The sequence below is a fragment of the Polaribacter sp. BM10 genome (genome assembly GCF_002005425.1).
Taxonomy (GTDB): Bacteria; Bacteroidota; Bacteroidia; order Flavobacteriales; family Flavobacteriaceae; genus Polaribacter; species Polaribacter marinaquae.
On sequence record NZ_CP019704.1, the window covers coordinates 2004447 to 2026623 of the forward strand.

The following is a 22177-nucleotide window of genomic DNA, read 5'->3' on the forward strand; positions in this document are numbered from 1 at the left end:
GGTTGTAATTAAAAAAGTTTTTTTATTTAAAAAATAAACTATCCTAAAACAAAAAACCTCACCAATTGGTGAGGTTTTTATTATAGAATTGAAATAGAATTATTTCTTGTTAGTTACTTTAACAACAACTCTTCTATTTTGAGCTCTTCCTGCTCTTGTTTTGTTAGTTGCAACTGGCTCTCCTTCTCCAAATCCGATAGCTTCTAATCTTGTAGTGCTAACTCCTTGTTTTACTAAGTAGTCTCTTACAGCGATAGCTCTCTTTTCTGAAATTCTTAAGTTTAATGGTGCAGAACCTGAACTATCTGTATGACCTTCGATTACGAAAGTAGCACTTGGATTGTTGTTCATTACTTTAACCATTTCGTTTAACTTAGCAGTAACACCTGGCTTGAAAGAAGATTTACCTACGTTAAATAAAATTGCTTTAGCATATTCAGATAACATGTTTTCATCTTCTACATTAATAACTGGCTTAGGACAACCGTTGTTAGAAGCTGGTCCAGCAACATTAACACACTTGTCATCTTTATCTAATACACCGTCACCGTCAGTATCTGGCCAAGGACATCCACCGTTTGCCATTGGTCCTGCTTGAGAAGGACATTTATCGTTTTTATTAACTACACCGTCACCATCTGAATCAGGACAACCTTTGTTAGCTTTAGTTCCTTTTTCAGAAGGACACATGTCATCTTTATCAGCAACACCGTCACCATCAGCATCAGGACAACCGTTCATAGAAGCTAAACCTGCAACATTAGGACAAGCATCATCAGAATCTTTGATTCCGTCACCATCAGCATCAGGACATCCGTTAAATTCTTTTAAACCTGCAACCTCTGGACAAGCATCATCTTTATCATATACTCCGTCTCCGTCAGTATCTTTTCCTCCAAATTTAATTACTAAACCTAAAGTAGTTTGGTAGTGAGCTTTTACTTCATCAGCAAAACCTTTTTTAGTACCAGTTTGGAAGTTTAAACCTAAATTATCGTTAAACCAAGTATTGAAACCAACACCAGCATTTAACATACCTTCACCGTTAGAATCAACTGAAGTATAACCACCACCTAAATATACATAAGGATCGAACCAAGCAGTTTCACCTACTAAGTTATTTAAATCATACTTTACAATTGCATCTACAGCCCAGTATAAAAAGTCTGAATCATCTTTTCTTGTAACTGTTTCAATTTTGTTTAAAGACCCTGCTAATTGTAAAGAAAAACCTTTATTAAGGTATTTATCTGCAGAAATTCTAGAAATTGACGGTAATACATTCCAGTCATTGTTTCCTAATAAATCTTTTACTTGCTCACTGAAATCATCAGTGTTGTAAAAATCTACATTGTTTAAACCAAAACCAACAGCCCACGGGTTGTTTTCATCTTGTGCATTTACGTTGCTTACAGCTACTAACGCAAATAAAGCTATCACAGCTAATTTTAATCGTTTCATTATCAAATTTTTAAATTAAAAGTTCGTTATTATAATACGCAAAAGTAAACTCTTAAAACGTATCTACAAAGACAAATCTACAAAATATTCGTAAAACATCAAGTTTTTATAAAACTAAATTACCTTTAACTCTTTACCCACTTCGGTAAATGCAGAAATTGCTTTATCTAAATGTTCTTTAGTATGAGCAGCAGATAACTGTACTCTGATTCTTGCTTTTTCTTTTGGCACAACCGGAAAGAAAAATCCAATCACATAAATTCCTTTTTCTAATAATTTGTTAGCCATTATTTGAGACAATTTTGCGTCATACAGCATTACAGGTACAATTGCTGCATCTGCACCAACTAGATCAAAACCTGCTTTTTCCATCTCTGTTCTAAAATAGTTTGTATTCCATTCTAGCTGATCTCTTAAAGTTGTGTCTGTAGCTATTAAATCAAAAACTTTTAATGAAGCACCAACAATAGCCGGAGCCAAAGAGTTTGAAAATAAATAAGGTCTAGAGCGTTGGCGTAAAATTTCTATAATTTCTTTTTTACCTGTAGTATAACCTCCCATTGCACCACCTAGGGCTTTACCCAAAGTTCCTGTTACGATATCTACTCTATCCATAACATTTTTTAATTCTACAGTTCCTCTACCTGTTTTACCTATAAAACCAGTTGCATGACACTCATCTACCATTACCATAGCATCATACTTATCTGCTAAATCGCAAATTTCATCTAGTTTTGCTACAATACCATCCATAGAGAAAACACCGTCTGTAACAATTATTTTAAATCTATGATTTTCTTTATTAGCTGCAATTAATTGCTCTTCTAAAGAAGCCATATCATTATTATTGTACCTATAACGAGCTGCTTTACACAAACGAACTCCGTCGATAATAGAAGCGTGATTTAAACTATCAGAAATAATGGCATCTTCTTTTGTTAAAAGTGGTTCAAAAACACCCCCGTTTGCATCAAAAGCTGCGGCATATAAAATAGTATCTTCCGTGGTATAAAAATCTGCTATTTTTTGTTCTAATTTCTTATGAATATCTTGTGTACCACAAATAAATCTTACAGATGACATACCGAAACCATGCGTATCCATAACATCTTTTGCTGCCTGAATTACCTCTGCATTATTAGACAAACCTAAATAATTATTGGCACAAAAATTAATAACTTCTTCTCCTGTAGAAATTTTAATAACTGCATCTTGCGAAGAAGTAATAATTCTTTCAGATTTATACAAACCTGCTTCTATAATATCTTGAATTTCTTTTTTTAAAGTATCTTTAATTTTACCGTACATTTTTTATCAATTTGAGAAAACAAAGTTACAAAGTTTATTTTTTTTGTTTATACTTCAACAACATCAATTTTATCATTTATGTAAACAAGTAATTTTCTAGATACATTAAAATGCATTGATTCTAAAACAATTCCATATTTTAATAATTGCTGATGATGTTCATTTAATGGCGCACCGGTTTTGTAATCTATAATTATCGCTTCATTTTTTGAATTAACCACCAATCTGTCCGGAATAATAATTTGATTATCAAAATCTACAATTTCACGCTCATTAAAAATGGTTACTTCATCAGAAAAATAACTATTTAAATCTTTGTGGTTAACAATAATATTTACACTTTTTAATATATATTCTAACTGCTCTGTATTGATAAAACCTTGCTGATGATATTGATTTATAATAAAATCAACATCGTTTTTAGTTTTTATTTTTGATAAAATCTCATGAAACAAGTTACCAAAATCAATCGCTTTTCCTTGCTCTGTATTCCATAATTTTGAAGCACTTGCCAACAAAACAATATTGTGTTCTTGCCACGGATTGGAAATAAATTTTTGATGCACTTCTGATAAAGATGCTTGTTTTACTTTCTCTACCTTACGAGAAACATCACCAAACTCATACTCTAAAAGATCATCTTGCCAAAGATTTTGTTCTTTTAAATAATTGATAAAAATACCTGAATAATAATTAACACTTTCTACACCTTTTGCAGATATTTTCTTCTCGGTAATAATATGTAATTGCTCTACAGCTCTTGTTAACGCTACATATAAAAGATTAAAATTATCGAGTTCTAACTCTTCTCTTTGTTGATTGAAAATATCTAAACCTCTTTGATTTATTAAACTTAAATCTTTCTTATAATCTATTAAAAGCTCTTTAAAATTGTAATCTTCTGGCAAATCGTTAAACCAAACTTTCGGCTTAATTTGCCTGTAAAGTTCTACATCACAAGGAAAAATTACTACAGGAAACTCTAATCCTTTTGATTTATGAATCGTCATTACCTGAACAGCATCTGAGTTTTCTGACGCCACAATACTCAACTTGTCTTTCTTTAATTCCCAAAACTCTAAAAAGTCGCCAATTTCTGTACCTTTTCTTTGTTGCTCTAATACTACATCTAAGAAAAACTGAATATAAGCATCCGAAGAATTCACCAAACAAAACCCTCTAACAATCTCTTCTATTTTCTCATAAAAAGGCGCTTGCTGAAAAACATTGTAATCAAATACAATATTATGCTGTTGCAGTTCTGCAAAAATAGTAGCATTATCGGATTTTATGTGTTTTTGAAAAAATTGATGTTTTGGAATTTCAATTTGCAAATGTTCATGTAAAAAATATAAAAACTCAAATCTCCTTTCTTCATCTTTAGGGTTTTGAATAATTTTTAAAACATCTATTATAAAGTTAATTTTAGCATTGTTTTTTAAAAGTAAAGTTTCAGAAGAAATTATAGAAATTCCGTTTTCTGATAAATAATCGGCAACTGCAATTCCGTCTTTTTTAGTACGAGTTAAAACACAAATTTCATTTAAATAAAAATCTTCTTTCAAGAGATTTATTTTCTCTAAAACTTTTTTCGGATACTTTAATTTCTCTTCATCTTTTTCTAATTTATCTAAAAAATTTAAAGAAACATACCCGCCTTTTTTAGAGTTTTCTAACTGCGTATTACCTTCTACAAATAATTTTTTGTACGATTCATTTTGAATGAATTTAGCGGTATGTTGAAAAAATGAATTATTAAAATTAATTACTTCAGAATAGCTTCGATAATTCGTTTCTAAATTTTGTACATTTTTTTGAATATGAAAAGGGTTACCATTTTCAGATCCTAAATCGATAAACTGTTCTGCCTTTCCACCTCGCCATCTGTAAATTGCTTGTTTACCATCACCAACCAATAACAAATTACTATTTTCTTGCGCTAATGCATTGTCTATTAACGGAATTAAATTTTGCCATTGCAACTCAGATGTATCTTGCATTTCATCAATAAAATAATTCTGAAACCTTTGCCCAATTCTTTCATAAATATATGGCGCAGGCTGGTCTTTAATATTATCTGAAATTAATTGATTAAACTCTGCATTTAAACGAATATTATTATCTTCTTTTATAGTGTTTAATTCTGAATTTATATTGTTTAAAACAGCTAAAGGAATAATACTTTTTAAAGCAATTTTGTTTAACAAATACCCAGAAAAATTATTTTCATACAATACTTTAGATTCGTAATAAAAAGCCCTTAATTCAGGAGAAATGTCTTTAATTAGTTCTTTAACATCTGCAGAAGTCTTGCCTGCAAATAAGTTTTTTTCATTCTCTATTGTAGTATTTAATCTACCATCAAATTTTAGCTCTTCACTTTTAAGAAATCTTAACTTTGTAAATTTTTTGAAATGCTTAAAATACTCACCTGTGTATGCAAAATCAGAAATATTTAAACCATTTTGATTTATAAAATTTAAAACCTTATTACCAAGTTTCTCAAAAGAAGCTTCTATTTTTTTATTTTTTTGCTGAAGTTTTTCTTTCAGTTCAAAAAAATCATCTAAGCTCTTATCTTGTAATTTTCTAAAATGTTTTACATCATCTTCGTTTAACAAAACCCTAGAGAACTCGTTAAGATCATTTGAAATATCCCAAGATTTATCATCATCTGTTTTATCAAGAGAATAATCAATTAAAAGTTTGGTTAATTTTTTATCCGTTCCTATTTTAGAAATCAATACATCTACTGCTTCATTTAATAAAGAAACTGCATCCATTTCTACTTCAAAATTTAAAGACAATCCTAAATCGTATGCAAAACTTTTAATAATTTTATGCGTAAAACTATCTATTGTTGTAATTGAAAATGCAGAGTAATTTTGCAAAATTGCATCTAAAATTCTTTTACTTCTCTCTACAATTAATGTTTTATCTAAAGAAGTTTCATCAATAATAATCTTTAGTACATCATTTTGTTTACCAGCCGCAAATTCTTCTAAATTAAAAAGAACTCGTTCTTTCATTTCACCAGCAGCTTTATTTGTAAAAGTAATTGCCAGTACATTTTGAAACGTAAAAATATTATCTGATGTTAACAGTACTTTTAAATACTGTTTTACCAATGTAAAAGTTTTACCGCTACCGGCAGAAGCGTTATAAACATTAAAAGTTGAAGGTTGTTGCACTGCGAAATTTTATTGCAAAATACAAAAAGCCAAACAGAAATTGTTTGGCTTTTAATATTATATTTTTTGATAAAGATTTTAACCTAAACCAACATCTAAAGACATCATTACTATAAAACCACCTATAAAACCAAGTGTAGCAATATCTGTATATTTATCTCTTTGAGTTTCTGGAATTACTTCTTCTACTACAACAAAAATCATTGCTCCTGCAGCAAATGCCAACGCATAAGGTAAAATCGGTGTAAAAAATGATACAGCTAAGGCTCCTAAAACCCCTGCAATGGGTTCTACAATTGCAGACATTTGTCCGTACCAAAAACTTTTTAACCTACTTACACCTTGCCTTCTTAAAGGCATTGCAACAGCAAAACCTTCTGGAAAATTCTGTATACCGATACCAATTGCTAACGAAATTGCCGCTATAATCATTTCGGTTTGCTCTACACCAACTAACGTAGATGCTGCACCAAAAAGTACACCAACTGCCAAACCTTCTGGAATATTATGCAGTGTAATTGCCAAGACCAATAAAGTAGTTTTATGCCATTCTGTTTTTACTCCTTCTGCTTCACTTTCTTTAAAATTTATGTGTAAATGTGGTAAAATTTTATCCATACCAAATAAAGACAAAGCTCCTAAACCAAAACCAACTGCCGCGGGTAAAACTTTCACAAAACCTTCTCCAGGACTGTTTTCTATAGCCGGCGCTAACAAACTCCAAAAACTTGCCGCAACCATAACACCACCAGTAAAACCTAACATACCATCTAAAACCGCCCTATTTGCTTTCTTAAAAAAGAAAACTAACGCGGCACCTGCAGCAGTTAAACCCCAAGTAAATAATGATGCGTAAAGCGCTGCTAAAATTGGATGTTCTTTTCCAAAATCAACTAATTGATCAAATGTACTCATGCTTTTTTAATGTATAAATTGTTTGCTATTTTATTAGAAATATTTAGTTTTTTATCTTCTATTAATATTGATAATGAATTATCGAAATCTTCTTTATCTATAATGGTAATTTTCTTACCCAATGTTATTCCTTTTTTATCTAAAAACTGTAAAAACTCTGATGAAGAATCATCAACCCCAACACAAATACCACTTTCATTTTTAGATAACGTAGCTAATAAACTTTTCTCTATCGTTTTTAAATTACCATCTTTATCTGGTATAGGATCTCCGTGAGGATCGTGTGTAGGAAAACCTAAAAAACTATCTAATTGATCTATTAATTTAGCCGATTTTATATGCTCTAATTGCTCTGCAACATCATGCACCTCATCCCAAGAAAAGTTTAATTTTTCTACTAAAAAAACCTCCCACAATCTGTGTTTTCTAACAACATTTGCTGCAATTGTTTTTCCTAGCTCGGTTAATGTAACCCCTTTGTACTTCTTATAGATAACAACTTCTTTTTCAGATAATTTTTTAACCATATCTGTAACAGAAGAAGCTTTAGTAGCTAATTTTTCTGCAATAGCATTTGTACTAATACCTTTATTAGCATCTAATTCTAAATGATATATTGCTTTTAAATAATTTTCTTCAGAAAGGGTAAACATTCATTTTTATTTAGACAACAAATATATACTTTTTATTTTTATCAAAATATATTTTTAGACAAGTCTAAAAATTAAGTTATATTTGTAAAAAAATATATTTACAATAATGAAAATATTTGCAAATTTTTACTTGTTATTTATTTTAGGTGTTTTTACTACTAATGCACAATTAAATTCTATTAAAGGTAAAATTACATCTAACGGAAAGCCATTACCTTATGTAAATATCTATTTAAAAAACACAAAAATTGGAACGTCTTCTAATGAAAACGGATTTTTTGAATTACAAAACATCGAAAATGGAGTCTATACAATTGTAGCAAGTAGTATTGGCTTTAAATCAAAATCTGCAAAAATAAATGTAAAAAACGCATCTACAATTACTAAAAACTTCGACTTAAACGAGAACAATGATCTAGATGAAATTGTAGTTTCTGGAACTTTAAGACCTGTAACAAAATCTAACAGTCCTGTTCCTGTAGAAGTCTACAGCAAAACTTTTTTTAAAAAAAACCCTACGCCTTCTATTTTCGAATCACTTCAAAATGTTAACGGTGTAAGACCACAATTAAATTGTAATGTTTGCAATACTGGTGATATTCACATAAATGGTTTAGAGGGCCCTTATACATTCGTTTTAATTGACGGAATGCCTATTGTAAGTGGACTTTCGACTGTTTATGGTTTAACCGGAATTCCGCAAGCTCTAATAGAACGAGTAGAAGTTGTTAAAGGACCTGCATCTACATTATATGGTTCTGAAGCCGTTGGAGGAATCATAAATATAATCACAAAAAAAACATCTAATGCACCTGTTATTTCTGCTGATGCATTAGGAAGTTCTTGGGGAGAAATTAATACAGATATTGGTGTAAAATATAATATTTCTAAGAAAACAACCGGTCTTTTAGGTGTAAACTACTTTAACTACCAAAATAGAATTGATAATAACAACGATGGTTTTACAGATTTAACACTTCAAAATAGAATTTCTGTTTTCAACAAAATTAATATCGAAAGAGAAAGCAAAAAACTATTTACAATTGCTGGTCGATTTGTATACGAAGATCGTTGGGGAGGAGAATTAGATTGGGAAAAAGAATTTAGAGGTACAGATGTTAAATACGGCGAAAGTATTTATACTAATAGATGGGAAACTTTTGGTACTTATCAATTGCCAACATCCGAAGATATCAGTTTTCAATTTAGTGCAAATGGGCATTACCAGAATTCTTTTTACGGCACAGACAGTTACAATGCAGAACAATTAATAGGTTTCGGACAATTTATCTACAATAAAAAAATTGCAAAAAAACACGATTTATTATTTGGCTTAGCCTACAGATACACGTATTACGAAGACAATACTTTTGCAACTTTAGAAACAGATGGTGTTACCAACAAACCGTCTGTTACGCATTTACCTGGTGCTTTTGTTCAAGATGAAATCACTTTAAATTCTCAGAATAAATTATTATTGGGTGCAAGATGGGATTATAATAGTTTACACGGAAACATTGTATCGCCAAGAGTAAATTACAAATGGAATTCTAAAGATAATTCTAACATTTTTAGAGTAAGTATTGGTAACGGATTTAGAGTTGCCAATGTTTTTACAGAAGATCATGCGGCTTTAACTGGCGCGAGAGAAGTAGAATTCGATGGAGAATTAAATCCTGAAACTTCATGGAACGCAAACGTAAATTTTGTAAAAAAAATAAATACAGACAATTCATTTATTACTTTAGATGCTAGCGCTTTTTATACTTACTTTGATAATAGAATTCTACCAGATTACGAAACTGATCCTAATAAAATTATCTATGCAAATCTAGAGGGTCATTCGGTTTCTAAAGGAATTTCTTTAAATACAGATTTTACATTTACAAACGGTTTAACAATTAATGCCGGTGCAACACTTATGGATGTTTCTATTACCGAAAACAACATTAAAAAAAGACAATTATTAACAGAATCTTTTAGTGGTGTTTGGTCTGTTTCTTATCGATTTAACAATAATTACACTTTAGATTATACGGGTAATGTTTATGGGCCAATGCGATTGCCTTTGTTAGGAGAAAATGATACAAGAGATGCCAATTCACCTTGGTTTAGTATTCAAAATATTCAGCTAACAAAAAAGTTTTCATCTAATTGGGAAACTTATGGCGGAATTAAAAACCTATTAAACTTTACACCAGCAGCAAATAGTATTAATAACGCTGGCAATCCTTTTGATAAAGGTATCGATACAGAACAAAATCCAGAATTAGCATTCGACCCAAGTTATGTTTATGCTTCAAATCAAGGCATAAGATTATTTTTAGGCGTTCGATATACACTCTTTTAAAACAATGAAAAAATATTTTATTCTTTTAATTTTCTTCGGATGTATTTCTAGCTTTGCTCAAAAGAAAGAACTATCATTAAAAACTTATACTTTTAAAGAAGTTGAGAAAAAAATGAAGCAAACACCAAAGCCAATTGTGGTATTTAATTATACAGATTGGTGCAATATTTGCTTCGGAATGAAACAAACTACTTTTAATAATAGCAACGTTATTGCGTTACTAAACAAACATTTCTATTTTATTAAACTAAACGGAGAAGAGAAAAAAGATATCCGTTTTTTAGGTAATATTTTTAAATATTTACCTTCTGGATCGAATACCGGCGTTCATGAACTTACAAAAGCACTTGCAACGAATCATAAAAAAATTGCATATCCAACAACCACTATTTTAAACTCAAATTTAGAAATTGATGCGCAATTAGTTGGTTTTTATAACTCTAAAAAATTCAGAAAAGTTTTAGAAAAACTACTTTAATCGTTCCAAATTCTTAGATTTAAAGATCTATATCCAAAACTATACACCAAACCAACCGATGGATATAAATGAGATTTTTGACTTTCGAATTTAGATTCAGAAAATTTATACATTAATTGAAAGTTTAAACCATATTTCTGATTAAACCAAAATGTAGAACCCGCACCAAAATTTGCTGTTGGTGTCGTTCTTATTGCACTTATAAAACTTCCTCCTACTAAAATATAGGGTACAACTTTATCATAAGAAGTACCAAAATCGTATCTTAAAGAAGCATCAAAAGTTGTATAACTTTGGCTATCTCCAACAGTAGTTGCAACTGCTGCATCTGCAATTAAACCTTTATAAATATATTTAGAAACGTTAAACCTTGGCGTTTGATGTGCCAATTGCCCACCAACTATCTTAGCCGCTTCAAAAGAATATTTTGCACCTGCAAAACCTATTCCTGCGGTCCAAGGTTGTTTTTCTGTCTGAGCATTTATGCTAATTGTGTGTACAAACAATAAAACTATAATTGCTGTTATATTTTTCATGATTTGAAGTAGTTAGTATAATTTACACATCATTATTAACAAATATATCGCAAAGTTTAAGAAAACAAAATAGATAATGGGTTTTTATTAATATACGCACTACATTTGCAAAAAATTTTACTTTGAGCAAGCAGAATATTGTAAATCAATTTCAAACATCTGCGAGTGTATCGCAGATTGTAGCACAATTAAAACAAGAAAAAAACCATTTTCAAATATCGAATTTGGTGGGATCTTCGTTGTCTTTTGTGATATCAGAAACTTTTAAAAAAGCAGACAAACCTTATCTTTTAATTTTTAATGATAAAGAAGAAGCTGCCTATTATTTAAATGATTTAGAACAACTTTTAGGAGACAAAAACGTGCTTTTTTATCCTGGTTCTTACAGAAGACCTTATCAAATAGAAGAAACAGATAATGCTAATGTTTTATTACGTTCTGAGGTTTTAAATAGAATTAATTCTAGAAAAAAACCTGCTGTAATTGTTACATATCCTACAGCTCTTTTCGAAAAAGTAGTTACAAAAAAAGAATTAGACAAAAACACATTAAAAGTAACTGTTGGCGAAAACTTATCTTTAGATTTTGTAAATGAAGTTTTGTTTGAATATAAGTTTAAGCGCGTAGATTTTGTAACAGAACCTGGTGATTTTTCTGTTCGTGGTGGTATAATAGATGTTTTCTCATTTTCTAATGATGAACCTTATAGAATAGAATTTTTTGGTGATGAAATAGATAGTATTAGATCTTTTGACGTAGAAACTCAACTTTCTAAAGAAAAGCTTAAAAAGGTTTCTATAATGCCAAATGTAGAAAATAAAACTCTGCAAGAAAGCAGAGAAAGTTTTTTAAAATACATCCCTTCAAAAACAGCAATATTTACAAAAAACATAAATTTACTTTCAGGTAATTTAGATAAATTTTTCTCTAAAGCAGAAGATGCTTTTAATGATTTATCAAGAGAAATAAATCATGCAAAACCATCAGAATTATTTTGTGATGGTAACTTTATAAAAAATCAGTTACAAGATTTTACTTTGGTAGATTTTGGCAATCAAAATAAAGAAGAAGTTGCTATTGAGTTTAACACGATTCCGCAGCCATCATTTAACAAGCAGTTTAATTTACTAATTGATAACTTAGAAGAATATCATAAAGCAGATTTTACCAACTATATTTTTTGTGCCAACGAACAGCAAGCAAAACGTTTTCATGATATTTTTGCAGATTCTGACAAAGAGGTCCATTATGAGACCATAGTTTTTCCTTTATACCAAGGTTTTGTTGATGTTGATAATAAGTTAGTCTGCTATACAGATCATCAAATTTTTGAGCGTTACCATAAGTTTAGACTAAAGAACGGTTATGCAAAAAAACAAGCAATTACACTTCAAGAATTAAACAAATTAGAAATTGGTGATTATGTGACACACATGGATCACGGAATTGGAAAATTTGGTGGTTTACAAAAAATTGATGTTCAAGGAAAAAAACAAGAAGCTATTAAACTAATTTATGGTGAAAGAGACATATTATATGTTAGTATTCACTCATTACACAAAATTTCTAAGTTTAATGGCAAAGATGGTAAAGCGCCAAAAATATATAAATTAGGTTCTGGAGCTTGGAAAAAAATTAAACAGAAAACCAAAGCAAGAGTTAAACACGTTGCCTTTAATTTAATACAACTTTACGCAAAAAGAAAACTACAGAAAGGCTTTGCTTTTGGTCCAGATACGCACATTCAACATGAACTAGAAGGTAGTTTTATGTATGAAGATACACCAGATCAATTTACAGCAACACAAGATGTAAAAAATGATATGGAAAAGGAACAACCAATGGATAGATTGGTTTGTGGTGATGTTGGTTTTGGTAAAACAGAAGTTGCTGTAAGAGCAGCTTTTAAAGCTGTAGATAATGGTAAACAAGTTGCAATTTTAGTTCCTACAACTATTTTAGCTTTTCAACATTACAAAACGTTTTCAGAAAGGTTAAAAGATTTTCCTGTAAGAATCGATTATTTAAATAGATTTAGAACCGCAAAACAAAAAACTGAAGCAATTAATGGCGTAAACGATGGTTCTGTAGACATAATTATTGGTACGCATCAATTAACAAATCAAAGAATTAAATTTAAAAATTTAGGGCTTTTAATTATTGATGAAGAACAAAAGTTTGGAGTGGCTGTAAAAGACAAATTAAAAACATTAAAAGAAAATGTAGATACCTTAACCTTAACTGCAACCCCTATTCCTAGAACATTGCAATTTAGTTTAATGGCTGCAAGAGATTTATCAGTAATTAAAACACCTCCACCCAACAGACATCCTATTGAGAGTCATGTAATTCGTTTTTCTGAGGAAACCATTAGAGATGCCATTTCTTATGAAATTTCTAGAGGTGGACAAGTATTTTTTATTCATAATAGAATAGAAAACATTAAAGAAGTTGCTGGTTTGTTGCAACGTCTAATTCCTTCTGCAAAAATTGGTATTGGACATGGACAAATGGAAGGCAAAAAATTAGAAGAATTAATGCTTGGTTTTATGAATGGTGATTTTGATGTTTTGGTTTCTACAACTATTATAGAAAGTGGTTTAGATGTACCAAATGCCAATACCATTTTTATAAATAATGCTAATAATTTTGGATTGTCTGACTTGCATCAAATGCGTGGTAGAGTTGGTAGGTCTAACAAAAAAGCATTCTGTTATTTTATTACACCACCTTATCATATGATGACAGATGATGCCAGAAAACGTATAGAAGCACTAGTTTTATTTTCTGATTTAGGAAGTGGTATTAACATTGCCATGAAAGATTTAGAAATTCGTGGTGCAGGAGATTTATTAGGTGGCGAACAAAGTGGTTTTATAAACGAAATTGGGTTTGACACCTATCAAAAAATATTACAAGAAGCTATTGAAGAATTAAAGGAAAACGAGTTTAGAGAGTTATATCCAACAGATGCTTCTAAACCAAAAGAATTTGTAAAAGAAGTACAAATAGACACCGATTTTGAAATATTGTTTCCAGATGATTACATAAATTCAGTTACTGAAAGGTTAGCTTTATACAACAAACTAAGCACATTAGAAACTGAAGAAGAATTACAAAATTTTGAAACAGAAATTATAGACAGATTTGGAGAAATACCCACACAGGTTGAAGATTTATTAGATTCTGTAAGAATAAAATGGTTGGCAAAAGACTTAGGTTTAGAAAAAATTGTACTAAAGCAAAAAAGAATGATTGGCTATTTTGTATCTGACCAACAAAGCGATTTTTATCAAACAGAAGCGTTTTCTAGAATGTTAAAGTACGTACAGCAAAATCCTAAAAGCTGTGTAATGAAAGAAAAACAAACTAAAAACGGATTGCGTTTGCTAATTACGTTTATAAAAATTGATACAATACAAAAAGCCTTTGGGTTTTTGAATAAAATTTAATTCTTCACATAAAAAAAAGAGCAAATTTATATAATTTACTCTTCATATATTTTAAATGTAAAACATCAATTAAATATTACTTTTCCCACGTTTTCCAATCAATTTATTAATAGATTTGGTATAAAGATCTTTAATTATGTCGTATTTCATCAACTGTTTCATACAATATGGTGTTTTTATACCATTATTAATAAATCTATCTCCGTTATCTAAAGTAAAACTTTCACAATCGTCATTATACTTTTTTGAAGTAGACTTGTTTTGTTCTTCATCACAATCTCCTAATTTTACGTTTTCACTTGCAACTAATGTTTTTTGCGATGTTATCCCGTCATGAAAGTAAACCCTAACATTTACTGTAAAACATCCTTTATCCATAGAAACCATATCACTTTCTGAAGTGAAATAAAAATCAAAGCCAGGTAAACTCTTTGATAGTGATTTGACTTTACCTTGTGTTTCTTCTAATAAACTAATAAGGTCAGGTAACTGCAAGTTTAAGTTTTCAACGTTAACTTTCTCTACTTTTATATTTTCTTCTCCAGAACTACAGTTAAAAAAAATTACACATAAAATTAAAAATAATAATTGGGTTGACTTTTTCATAAATAGGCATTTTTAGTGATTAATAATATCACAATAATAATAATAATAACAAAGTTATTTATCAAATAAATAATTTTAGATGTTTTTTTATTGCGAAATATTCTAAAAAAATGGTTTTATTATCTAAATGCAATTTTTATTTATTTAAAAATCCTAGAAATATAATTACCTTGTAAAATAATAATTATTTTACTATGGATCATTTCAAATATAATATTAAGGTAAATAAACTTCTAATATATGATTTCTCCATAAAGATGAAATAACAACCAAAACTAACAAATGCAAAACAACTACACTAAAAACTTATCAGTTTTACTGTTAGGAACTCTTTTTATAAGTACTTCTGGGGTTTTAGGAAGGTATATTGCAATGCCTGCAGAGGCAATAATTTTATGTAGAGCATTTTTGGCATCTATTTTTATTTACATCTTTTGTAAGTTTAAAAAAATTAGTTTTAAAATAAATTCGGCAAAAGACAAACGCTCTTTTTTAATGGGTGGATTCTTAATGGGTGCACATTGGGTTACTTATTTTTATGCTTTAAAATTAAGTAATGTAGCATTGGCAATGTTATCCATTTATACCTACCCAATAATTACAGTTTTTATAGAACCTTTTTTTAGCAAGAAAAAAATAGATGGAGTACATATTTTGATGGCTATTTTAGTACTTGTAGGTGTGTATAATTTAATTCCAGAATTTTCTATAGAAAACACTTATTTACAAGGAGTTTTATTGGGTATTTTATCTGCTTTCTTTTATGCACTCAGAAATTTAATGGTAAAAGAAGATGTAAAAAAATACAATGGTAGCATGTTGATGTTTTATCAAATGGTGATTATTAGTGTTTTGTTGCTACCCACCTTATTTTTTAGTGATTATTCTAATATAGAAAGTCAATTACCTTGGTTGCTTTTGGTAGCTTTATTAACAACTGCAATTGGACATACATTAATGGTGAACTCTTTACAACATTTTTCTGCAACAACAGCAAGTATTATAAGTAGTATACAGCCTATTTTTGGGATTATTATAGCCTTTATTTTTGTGAATGAAATACCAAGTAGTTCTACTTTTATTGGTGGAAGTTTGATTTTATTAACTATTGTTATTGAGAGCGTTAGAAGCAAAAAATAATATTTTTTAACAAATTTTTAACTTTGCCATCTTCTTTGATTTTTAGTTCGTAAAACCCAGCCATATGAACTCTAAATTTAAGATTTCCATACCCAAACCTTGTCACGAAAATTGGAACACAATGACACCTAAAGAAAAAGGTAGATTTTGTAGCTCTTGTGCCAAAACAGTTATAGATTTTACTAAAAAATCTACCAAAGAAATTAAAGAGTATTTAGTTGAAAATAAAAACCAACGTGTTTGTGGGCATTTTTATAAAAAACAACTTGATAGCATAGTTATTGAAATTCCAAAAACAACTTTTAGCCAACAATTAACATTTCAGAAACTATTTATATTGGCTTTATTTTTTGTAATGGGAACAACACTTTTTAGCTGTAAATATGCTGATGGACAAAAGCAAAAAATAGAAAATATTATCATTTCTGACACTACTAAAATTGTTAGAGAAATTGATTCTGTTACCAAAAAAAGGATAGATTGTAAAACTCCAAATAAAAAGGATACTATTATTGAATTGATGACTGTTGGAGAGGTCGCTGAAAATCATGTAATTGACGGTGAAGTAACTATTGATGGAGACATTGAATATGAAGAAGTTGAGGAGGTAACTTTTGGGTTTGTTCTTATTGAAGAACCACCAAGATTTAAAGAAGCTAAAAAATTACCAACAAGCGAAGTTAGAGATGATTTTAATGAAAGAATGAAAAAATTTGTGCAAGAAAATTTTGATTTAAAAATCACTAAAAACCTAGATTTAAAAAAAGGGACATATAAAATTTTTACACGGTTTGTTATTGATAAAAAAAGAAATGTAACTGATATAAAGATAAGAGCACCTCATCCTAAATTAAAAAAAGAAGTAAAAAAAATGCTAGAGAAATTGCCACAATTCATACCTGGAAAACAACAAAATCAAGTTATAAAAACATCTTATATATTTCCTATTTCTTTTGAAGTGGAATAAACTTTTCTAGACCTCACAGGTTTTAAAAACCTGTGAGGTCTGGTAATAGTAACTTAAAAAACAACTAAAAAAAATAAAACCAAAAAGCTTTTAAACAAGTTTAGCCCAGATTGAGCTATTTGTTTGAAATCCTTTTTGCTTTTTCTGCAAAAAGATTGAGTAGCGAAAGCTGGAAAAAGCTTCAAAAAAAATAATAAGAAAACGTTTATTAAAACAACTCTTTATTACTAATATTTAGATAATTACGCTTTACGAAAGCTAAAATAGTTTCTAAAATTTCTCCCATATTTTCGCAATCTTTAAACTTTACATCACCAACATATTTGATTAAATGCTCTTTTAAAAGCTTTACATTTTCTGGATACGAAATAGAATCTGCTTTCATACATTTAATTAATCTTGCAGTTCTTCTTGGTGCAGTAATCATTCTCTTTGCCATAAAAGAACGCTCTTCTAATTTATATTGCCTAATAGAATCGTTTTGTAATTTTTTACTAACCATTTCTACCATCTTAAAATTCTCTTTCATGAATTGTAAGTTGTATACTTTTAAGTTTCCTTCAAAAGACTGCTGATCAAAATCTATAGCTCTAAACTTATATATAATATGATCAAAATCATGAGTTGGTGTAATAACGTAATTATACGAACGCATATCACCTAAAAGACGTACCAAACATCTTTCTTTAAATTTTACAAACTCTTTTGCAATTTGTGCTTTTTGAGATTCTGTACATTTTGGTAAAAAATCTCTAATAAAATCATCTCCCGGAATTCCGGCAATATGTTCTTCAATTAAAGTGTCTCCAAAAACTAGAAAATTCATATTATGTGGAGATAAAATATGCTCTAACTCTAAACCATAGATACGAGATGCATCTGCTTTTTTTACATAAAAATAAGAAAAGTTGTCATTTAAAATATTACGAATTTTAATTCTAAAAGGTTTCGAATTCCCAAACGTACAATAATCGATTGCATCTACATTTAAAAAAGGAATTGTGTCATCATTACCATCAGAATGTAACATTGTATACACCTTTTTTAAACTTCTATCTATTTCTTCTCTATCAAATTGAGAATAGTAAGTTCTTACCCAAAGTGTATCTTCGTCATTTTTATCATATACTGTTACAGAACCTTGAAACCTTAATAAATCATCGTAAAAAATAGAAATTTTAATGTTTCTATTGTAATTTTTAAGATACGCGTTAAACATTTCATTTACCGGAAATGTGGGTTTCTTTTTGGACATCAATTTTTTCTCTACCGCCATCTTTACTATTGATTTTCCTCAAAAATAAGAATATTTAACTCAATTCGAACATCTTTCCGGGTAAAGGTTTTGTAACACCTTTTAATTCTAGCTGTAATAATATAGACGATAATTGACATGTTGGTATGTTACATTCTAATGCAATTACATCTAAAAGTTGTTGTCCTTTGGCATGTAATAAATCATATATCTTTTGTTCTTTTTCGTCTAACTCTATAAACAATTGTTTTTGTATTGTTTTAGGTTTTTCTTGAATATCCCAGTTTAATATTTTTACAATATCTTCTGCAGAATTTAATAAAAATGCGTTGTTTGTTTTAATTAAATGGTTACACCCTTTGCTATACAAATCTGTAGTTCTACCTGGTACTGCAAAAACATCTTTATTATAAGAATTGGCAATATCTGCAGTTACTAAAGAACCTCCTTTTACTGCAGATTCTATAATTATTGTTGCTTTAGAAATACCTGCAACAATTCTATTTCTTTTTAAAAAATTTTCTCTTAACGGCGCTTCTTCATGCCAAAACTCAGTTAAAAAACCACCTTTTTTATTTACATCATTTATATACTTTTTATGTACTTTAGGATAAATTTGATCAAACCCATGTGCCAAAACCGCAATGGTTTGTAAGTTGTTTTCTATTGCAGCTTTGTGCGCACAAATATCTACACCATAAGCAAAACCACTAACAATAACGGGGTTATAACTTGCCAAATCTTTTATTAGACTATTGCAAAAGTCTCTACCATAAGAACTCATATTTCTAGTACCAACAATAGAAATCATTTTTTTATTAGAAAAATCGATGGTACCATCTTTAAAAAGTAGAATTGGTGAATCTATACAGTGCTGTAAATTCTCTGGATAATCTTCATCCAAAAAATAAGAATACTTAATGTTATTTTTTTTGATGTATTTTAGTTCTTCTAATGCTTTTTCTAAATTTTCTTTATCAAAAAGATGGTTTAGTACATTTTTACCAATACCGTTTATTTTAGCTAAACTTTGTGGTTTTTCTTTAAATATTTGAGATACATCTCCCACATTTACAATTAGTTTCTTAGCTAAAATATCTCCTACAGCTTTACTTTTTTGCAATCTTAAGATTGCAAGCAATTTTTCTTCTTTCAACAGTTAACAATTTGACAACCAATATATAAAAAAATTGTTGATAATTTTTACAGAACTTTTTTCTACGAAAGGTCTAAAATTATATATTTGTTTATATGAATTTAGCCAACTACATAAACGATTTATTATACAGATACGATTGCGTAATTGTACCAGATTTTGGAGGTTTTGTAACAAATAAAATTGATGCAAAATTAGATGAAAACACAAACACTTTTTATCCGCCTTCTAAACAAATTACGTTTAATAGTCTTATAAAACATAACGATGGTTTATTGGCAAACTATATAGCTTCTAGCGAGCAGATTTCTTTTGAGAAAGCTTCTACAGCTATCTCTTTATCTGTAATTAAGTGGCAAACAGAACTTCAAAAAAACTCAATTTCGTTAAATAACTTAGGTGTTATTTCTCTTAATGAGAGTAAGCAAGTTATTTTTGAACCTACAAAAAATGTTAACTTTTTAACATCATCGTTTGGTTTAGCTACCGTAGAAACTTCTGCCGTAGAAAGATACAAACAACAAGTAAAACCTTTAATTCCTGTTACTAGTTCAGCAGAGAAAAAAGTGATTCCAACATTTGTAAAATATGCTGCTTCTGCTGCTATTTTATTAACATTGGGTTTTGCTGGTTTTAATGGTTATCAACAAAACAAGCAACAAGAGGTTTTTGCAAATCAGCAAAAAGAATTAGAAAAAAAGATTCAATCTGCAACTTTTGTAATTTCTAATCCGTTACCAACTTTAGAATTAAATGTGGTTAAAGAAATTGCCAAACCTTACCATGTGGTAGCTGGCGCTTTTCAAATACCAGAAAATGCAGAAACCAAAGTAAAAGAACTAATTGCAAAGGGTTTTGATGCTAAAATTATTGGTGTAAACAAATGGGGATTAACCCAAGTTACTTTTAATAGTTATGCTGATAAAAATGACGCCATCAACAACCTAAACAAGATCAAAAGAACAGTTTCTAAAGACGCTTGGTTATTAGTTAAAGCCGTTAAATAATTTCAGTTTTCTTTAGCTATTTTACATCACTTTTAAAAGTGTGATTACGTATCTTTGCAAAAATTTATTTTTTGATGGAAGCAAAATCACCTAAAGAATCTTTAACCATATTAACAGATTTAGTTTTACCAGGAGAAACTAACTATTTAGACAATCTTTTTGGAGGAGAATTACTAGCAAGAATGGATAGAGCCTGCAGTATTGCAGCAAGAAGACACTCTAGAAGAATTGTGGTTACAGCATCTGTAAACCATGTTGCATTTAACAAATCTGTACCTGTTGGTAGCGTTGTTACAGTTGAAGCTAAAGTATCTAGAGCCTTTAAATCTTCTATGGAAGTTTATGTTGATGTTTGGATAGAAGACAGACAATCTAGACATAGAACTAAAGTAAACGAAGGCATTTACACTTTTGTGGCTGTAGATGAAACAGGTAAACCTGTACAAATAGCACAAATAGAACCAGAAACAGACTTAGAAAAAGAACGTTTTGAAGGCGCTCTAAGACGTAAACAATTAAGTTTAGTGTTAGCTGGTAGATTAACACCAAACGAAGCTACAGAACTTAAAGCATTATTTCAATAGAAATTAATATCAATGGAGTTTTTAAATCATTTTAAGATTTTAGAATCTGTAATTATTTTAGTAATTGCCTTTTTTTTAAGATTGTTTATAACAAATTCTCTAAAAAAAATTCAAACAAAATTCGGCTTTCAAAATGCAAGAATTCTTGTTACAAATAAGATTATAACAATTCTTATATACATAACCACAATTGTAGTAATTGCATTTATTTGGGGTGTAGATGAAAAGCAATTGTTAATTTATATTTCTTCGTTTTTAACTATTTTAGGTATTGCGTTTTTTGCTCAATGGTCTATTTTATCTAATATAACTGCTGGTATAATTTTATACATTAATTACCCAGTTAAAATAGGAGACACAATAACCATTTTAGAAAAAGATAATAACATTACCGGAGAAATAAGAGATATTGGTGCCTTTTTTATCACTCTAAAAACTAAAGATGATGAATTTTTAACAGTACCAAACTCTATAATTCTTCAAAAAAATATAAAATACAAATAAAAAAAAGCGCAATTAAATTGCGCTTTTTTTATTCTAACATTCTAATTATGCCATTTGAGCCTCATGCTTACCCTCGTAAACCTCTTCTACTAATTTATTATTAAAAGCTGGCAAATCTTTAGGATTTCTGCTTGTTACCAAACCTTCATCTACAACAACCTCTTCGTCTACCCAATTTGCACCAGCATTAATCATATCTGTTTTAATAGAATTAAAAGATGTAATTTTTCTTCCTTCTAAAACACCCGCTTCTGCCAATAACCAAGGCGCATGACAAATTGCTGCAACTGGTTTATGGTTTTCGAAAAATGATTTTACAAATTCAACTGCATTTTTATCTCTACGTAAAACATCAGGATTTATAACTCCGCCAGGTAACATTAATGCATTATAATCAGATTGAGAAACCTCATCTAAAGTTTTATCTACTTTGTAATTTTTACCCCAATTACCATCGTTCCATGATTTAATCTCTCCAGATTCTAAAGAAACAATTTCTACTGTTGCTCCTGCTTTTTCTAAAGCTTTTTTTGGTTCGCTTAATTCACTTTCTTCAAATCCATTAGTTGCTAAAATCGCAACAGTCTTTCTATTTAAGTTTTCCATTTTAATGT

18 protein-coding genes are annotated in these 22177 nt (G+C 29.4%); 8 read left to right on the top strand and 10 right to left on the bottom strand.

The window, feature by feature from the left end; all coding sequences use genetic code 11:
• Positions 1-99: 99 nt before the first annotated feature.
• The 5 genes from BXQ17_RS08965 to BXQ17_RS08985 form a co-directional block, all read right to left on the bottom strand.
• On the bottom strand, positions 100-1461 hold the full coding sequence (locus BXQ17_RS08965; RefSeq protein WP_077810318.1) for an OmpA family protein: 1362 nt from the start codon (positions 1459-1461) through the stop codon (positions 100-102).
• A 114-nt stretch (positions 1462-1575) separates the two neighbouring features.
• A complete protein-coding gene (gene kbl, locus BXQ17_RS08970; RefSeq protein WP_077810319.1) occupies positions 1576-2769 on the bottom strand; it encodes a glycine C-acetyltransferase in 1194 nt (397 codons plus the stop codon).
• Positions 2770-2816: 47 nt separating this feature from the next.
• Complete coding sequence (locus BXQ17_RS08975) at positions 2817-5960, bottom strand: UvrD-helicase domain-containing protein (RefSeq protein ID WP_077810320.1); 3144 nt, start codon at positions 5958-5960, stop codon at positions 2817-2819.
• Between the two features lie 78 nt (positions 5961-6038).
• The gene (locus BXQ17_RS08980) at positions 6039-6875 is read right to left on the bottom strand and encodes a ZIP family metal transporter (protein ID WP_077810321.1); all 837 of its coding nucleotides are present in this window, start codon (positions 6873-6875) and stop codon (positions 6039-6041) included.
• On the bottom strand, positions 6872-7528 hold the full coding sequence (locus BXQ17_RS08985) for a metal-dependent transcriptional regulator (protein WP_077810322.1): 657 nt from the start codon (positions 7526-7528) through the stop codon (positions 6872-6874). Before BXQ17_RS08985 ends, BXQ17_RS08980 begins: the two co-directional genes overlap by 4 nt.
• A 106-nt stretch (positions 7529-7634) precedes the next feature.
• On the opposite strand from BXQ17_RS08985, the gene BXQ17_RS08990 reads away from it, so the two are divergent.
• Together BXQ17_RS08990 and BXQ17_RS08995 are read left to right on the top strand one after the other, a co-directional pair.
• On the top strand, positions 7635-9878 hold the full coding sequence (locus tag BXQ17_RS08990; RefSeq protein ID WP_077810323.1) for a TonB-dependent receptor: 2244 nt from the start codon (positions 7635-7637) through the stop codon (positions 9876-9878).
• A gap of 4 nt (positions 9879-9882) precedes the next feature.
• Positions 9883-10356 (top strand): thioredoxin fold domain-containing protein, encoded by a 474-nt coding sequence (locus BXQ17_RS08995; RefSeq protein WP_077810324.1) that lies wholly within the window; start codon positions 9883-9885, stop codon positions 10354-10356.
• On the opposite strand, the gene BXQ17_RS09000 is transcribed toward BXQ17_RS08995, so the two are convergent.
• Positions 10353-10892, bottom strand: a complete 540-nt coding sequence (locus BXQ17_RS09000; RefSeq protein ID WP_077810325.1) for a hypothetical protein — start codon at positions 10890-10892, stop codon at positions 10353-10355. The two genes, BXQ17_RS08995 and BXQ17_RS09000, sit on opposite strands and share 4 nt — an antisense overlap.
• A gap of 122 nt (positions 10893-11014) precedes the next feature.
• Between BXQ17_RS09000 and mfd the strand changes: the two genes are divergently transcribed.
• Positions 11015-14344 carry a transcription-repair coupling factor gene (gene mfd, locus BXQ17_RS09005; protein ID WP_077810326.1) on the top strand — a complete coding sequence of 1110 codons (3330 nt, stop codon included), beginning with the start codon at positions 11015-11017 and terminating at the stop codon, positions 14342-14344.
• Between the two features lie 69 nt (positions 14345-14413).
• On the opposite strand, the gene BXQ17_RS09010 is transcribed toward mfd, so the two are convergent.
• Positions 14414-14950 (bottom strand): hypothetical protein, encoded by a 537-nt coding sequence (locus BXQ17_RS09010; protein ID WP_077810327.1) that lies wholly within the window; start codon positions 14948-14950, stop codon positions 14414-14416.
• A 282-nt stretch (positions 14951-15232) separates the two neighbouring features.
• Here BXQ17_RS09010 and BXQ17_RS09015 point away from each other — a divergent pair, with 282 nt between their 5' ends.
• Together BXQ17_RS09015 and BXQ17_RS09020 are read left to right on the top strand one after the other, a co-directional pair.
• On the top strand, positions 15233-16090 hold the full coding sequence (locus BXQ17_RS09015; protein ID WP_077810328.1) for a DMT family transporter: 858 nt from the start codon (positions 15233-15235) through the stop codon (positions 16088-16090).
• Between the two features lie 121 nt (positions 16091-16211).
• Positions 16212-17057, top strand: a complete 846-nt coding sequence (locus tag BXQ17_RS09020) for an energy transducer TonB (RefSeq protein ID WP_187661387.1) — start codon at positions 16212-16214, stop codon at positions 17055-17057.
• 208 nt (positions 17058-17265) lie between these two features.
• On the opposite strand, the gene BXQ17_RS09025 is transcribed toward BXQ17_RS09020, so the two are convergent.
• Both BXQ17_RS09025 and dprA read right to left on the bottom strand, forming a co-directional pair.
• Positions 17266-18333 carry a hypothetical protein gene (locus tag BXQ17_RS09025; RefSeq protein WP_077810330.1) on the bottom strand — a complete coding sequence of 356 codons (1068 nt, stop codon included), beginning with the start codon at positions 18331-18333 and terminating at the stop codon, positions 17266-17268.
• A 34-nt stretch (positions 18334-18367) separates the two neighbouring features.
• Complete coding sequence (dprA, locus tag BXQ17_RS09030) at positions 18368-19468, bottom strand: DNA-processing protein DprA (protein WP_187661388.1); 1101 nt, start codon at positions 19466-19468, stop codon at positions 18368-18370.
• A 95-nt stretch (positions 19469-19563) separates the two neighbouring features.
• On the opposite strand from dprA, the gene BXQ17_RS09035 reads away from it, so the two are divergent.
• The 3 genes from BXQ17_RS09035 (at position 19564) to BXQ17_RS09045 (ending at position 21563) form a co-directional block, all read left to right on the top strand.
• Complete coding sequence (locus BXQ17_RS09035; RefSeq protein ID WP_077810332.1) at positions 19564-20475, top strand: SPOR domain-containing protein; 912 nt, start codon at positions 19564-19566, stop codon at positions 20473-20475.
• Between the two features lie 74 nt (positions 20476-20549).
• Complete coding sequence (locus BXQ17_RS09040) at positions 20550-21059, top strand: acyl-CoA thioesterase (RefSeq protein ID WP_077810333.1); 510 nt, start codon at positions 20550-20552, stop codon at positions 21057-21059.
• Positions 21060-21071: 12 nt separating this feature from the next.
• The gene (locus BXQ17_RS09045) at positions 21072-21563 is read left to right on the top strand and encodes a mechanosensitive ion channel domain-containing protein (RefSeq protein WP_077810334.1); all 492 of its coding nucleotides are present in this window, start codon (positions 21072-21074) and stop codon (positions 21561-21563) included.
• 45 nt (positions 21564-21608) lie between these two features.
• On the opposite strand, the gene BXQ17_RS09050 is transcribed toward BXQ17_RS09045, so the two are convergent.
• The gene (locus BXQ17_RS09050; RefSeq protein WP_077810335.1) at positions 21609-22169 is read right to left on the bottom strand and encodes a type 1 glutamine amidotransferase domain-containing protein; all 561 of its coding nucleotides are present in this window, start codon (positions 22167-22169) and stop codon (positions 21609-21611) included.
• Between the last annotated feature and the right edge of the window lie 8 nt (positions 22170-22177).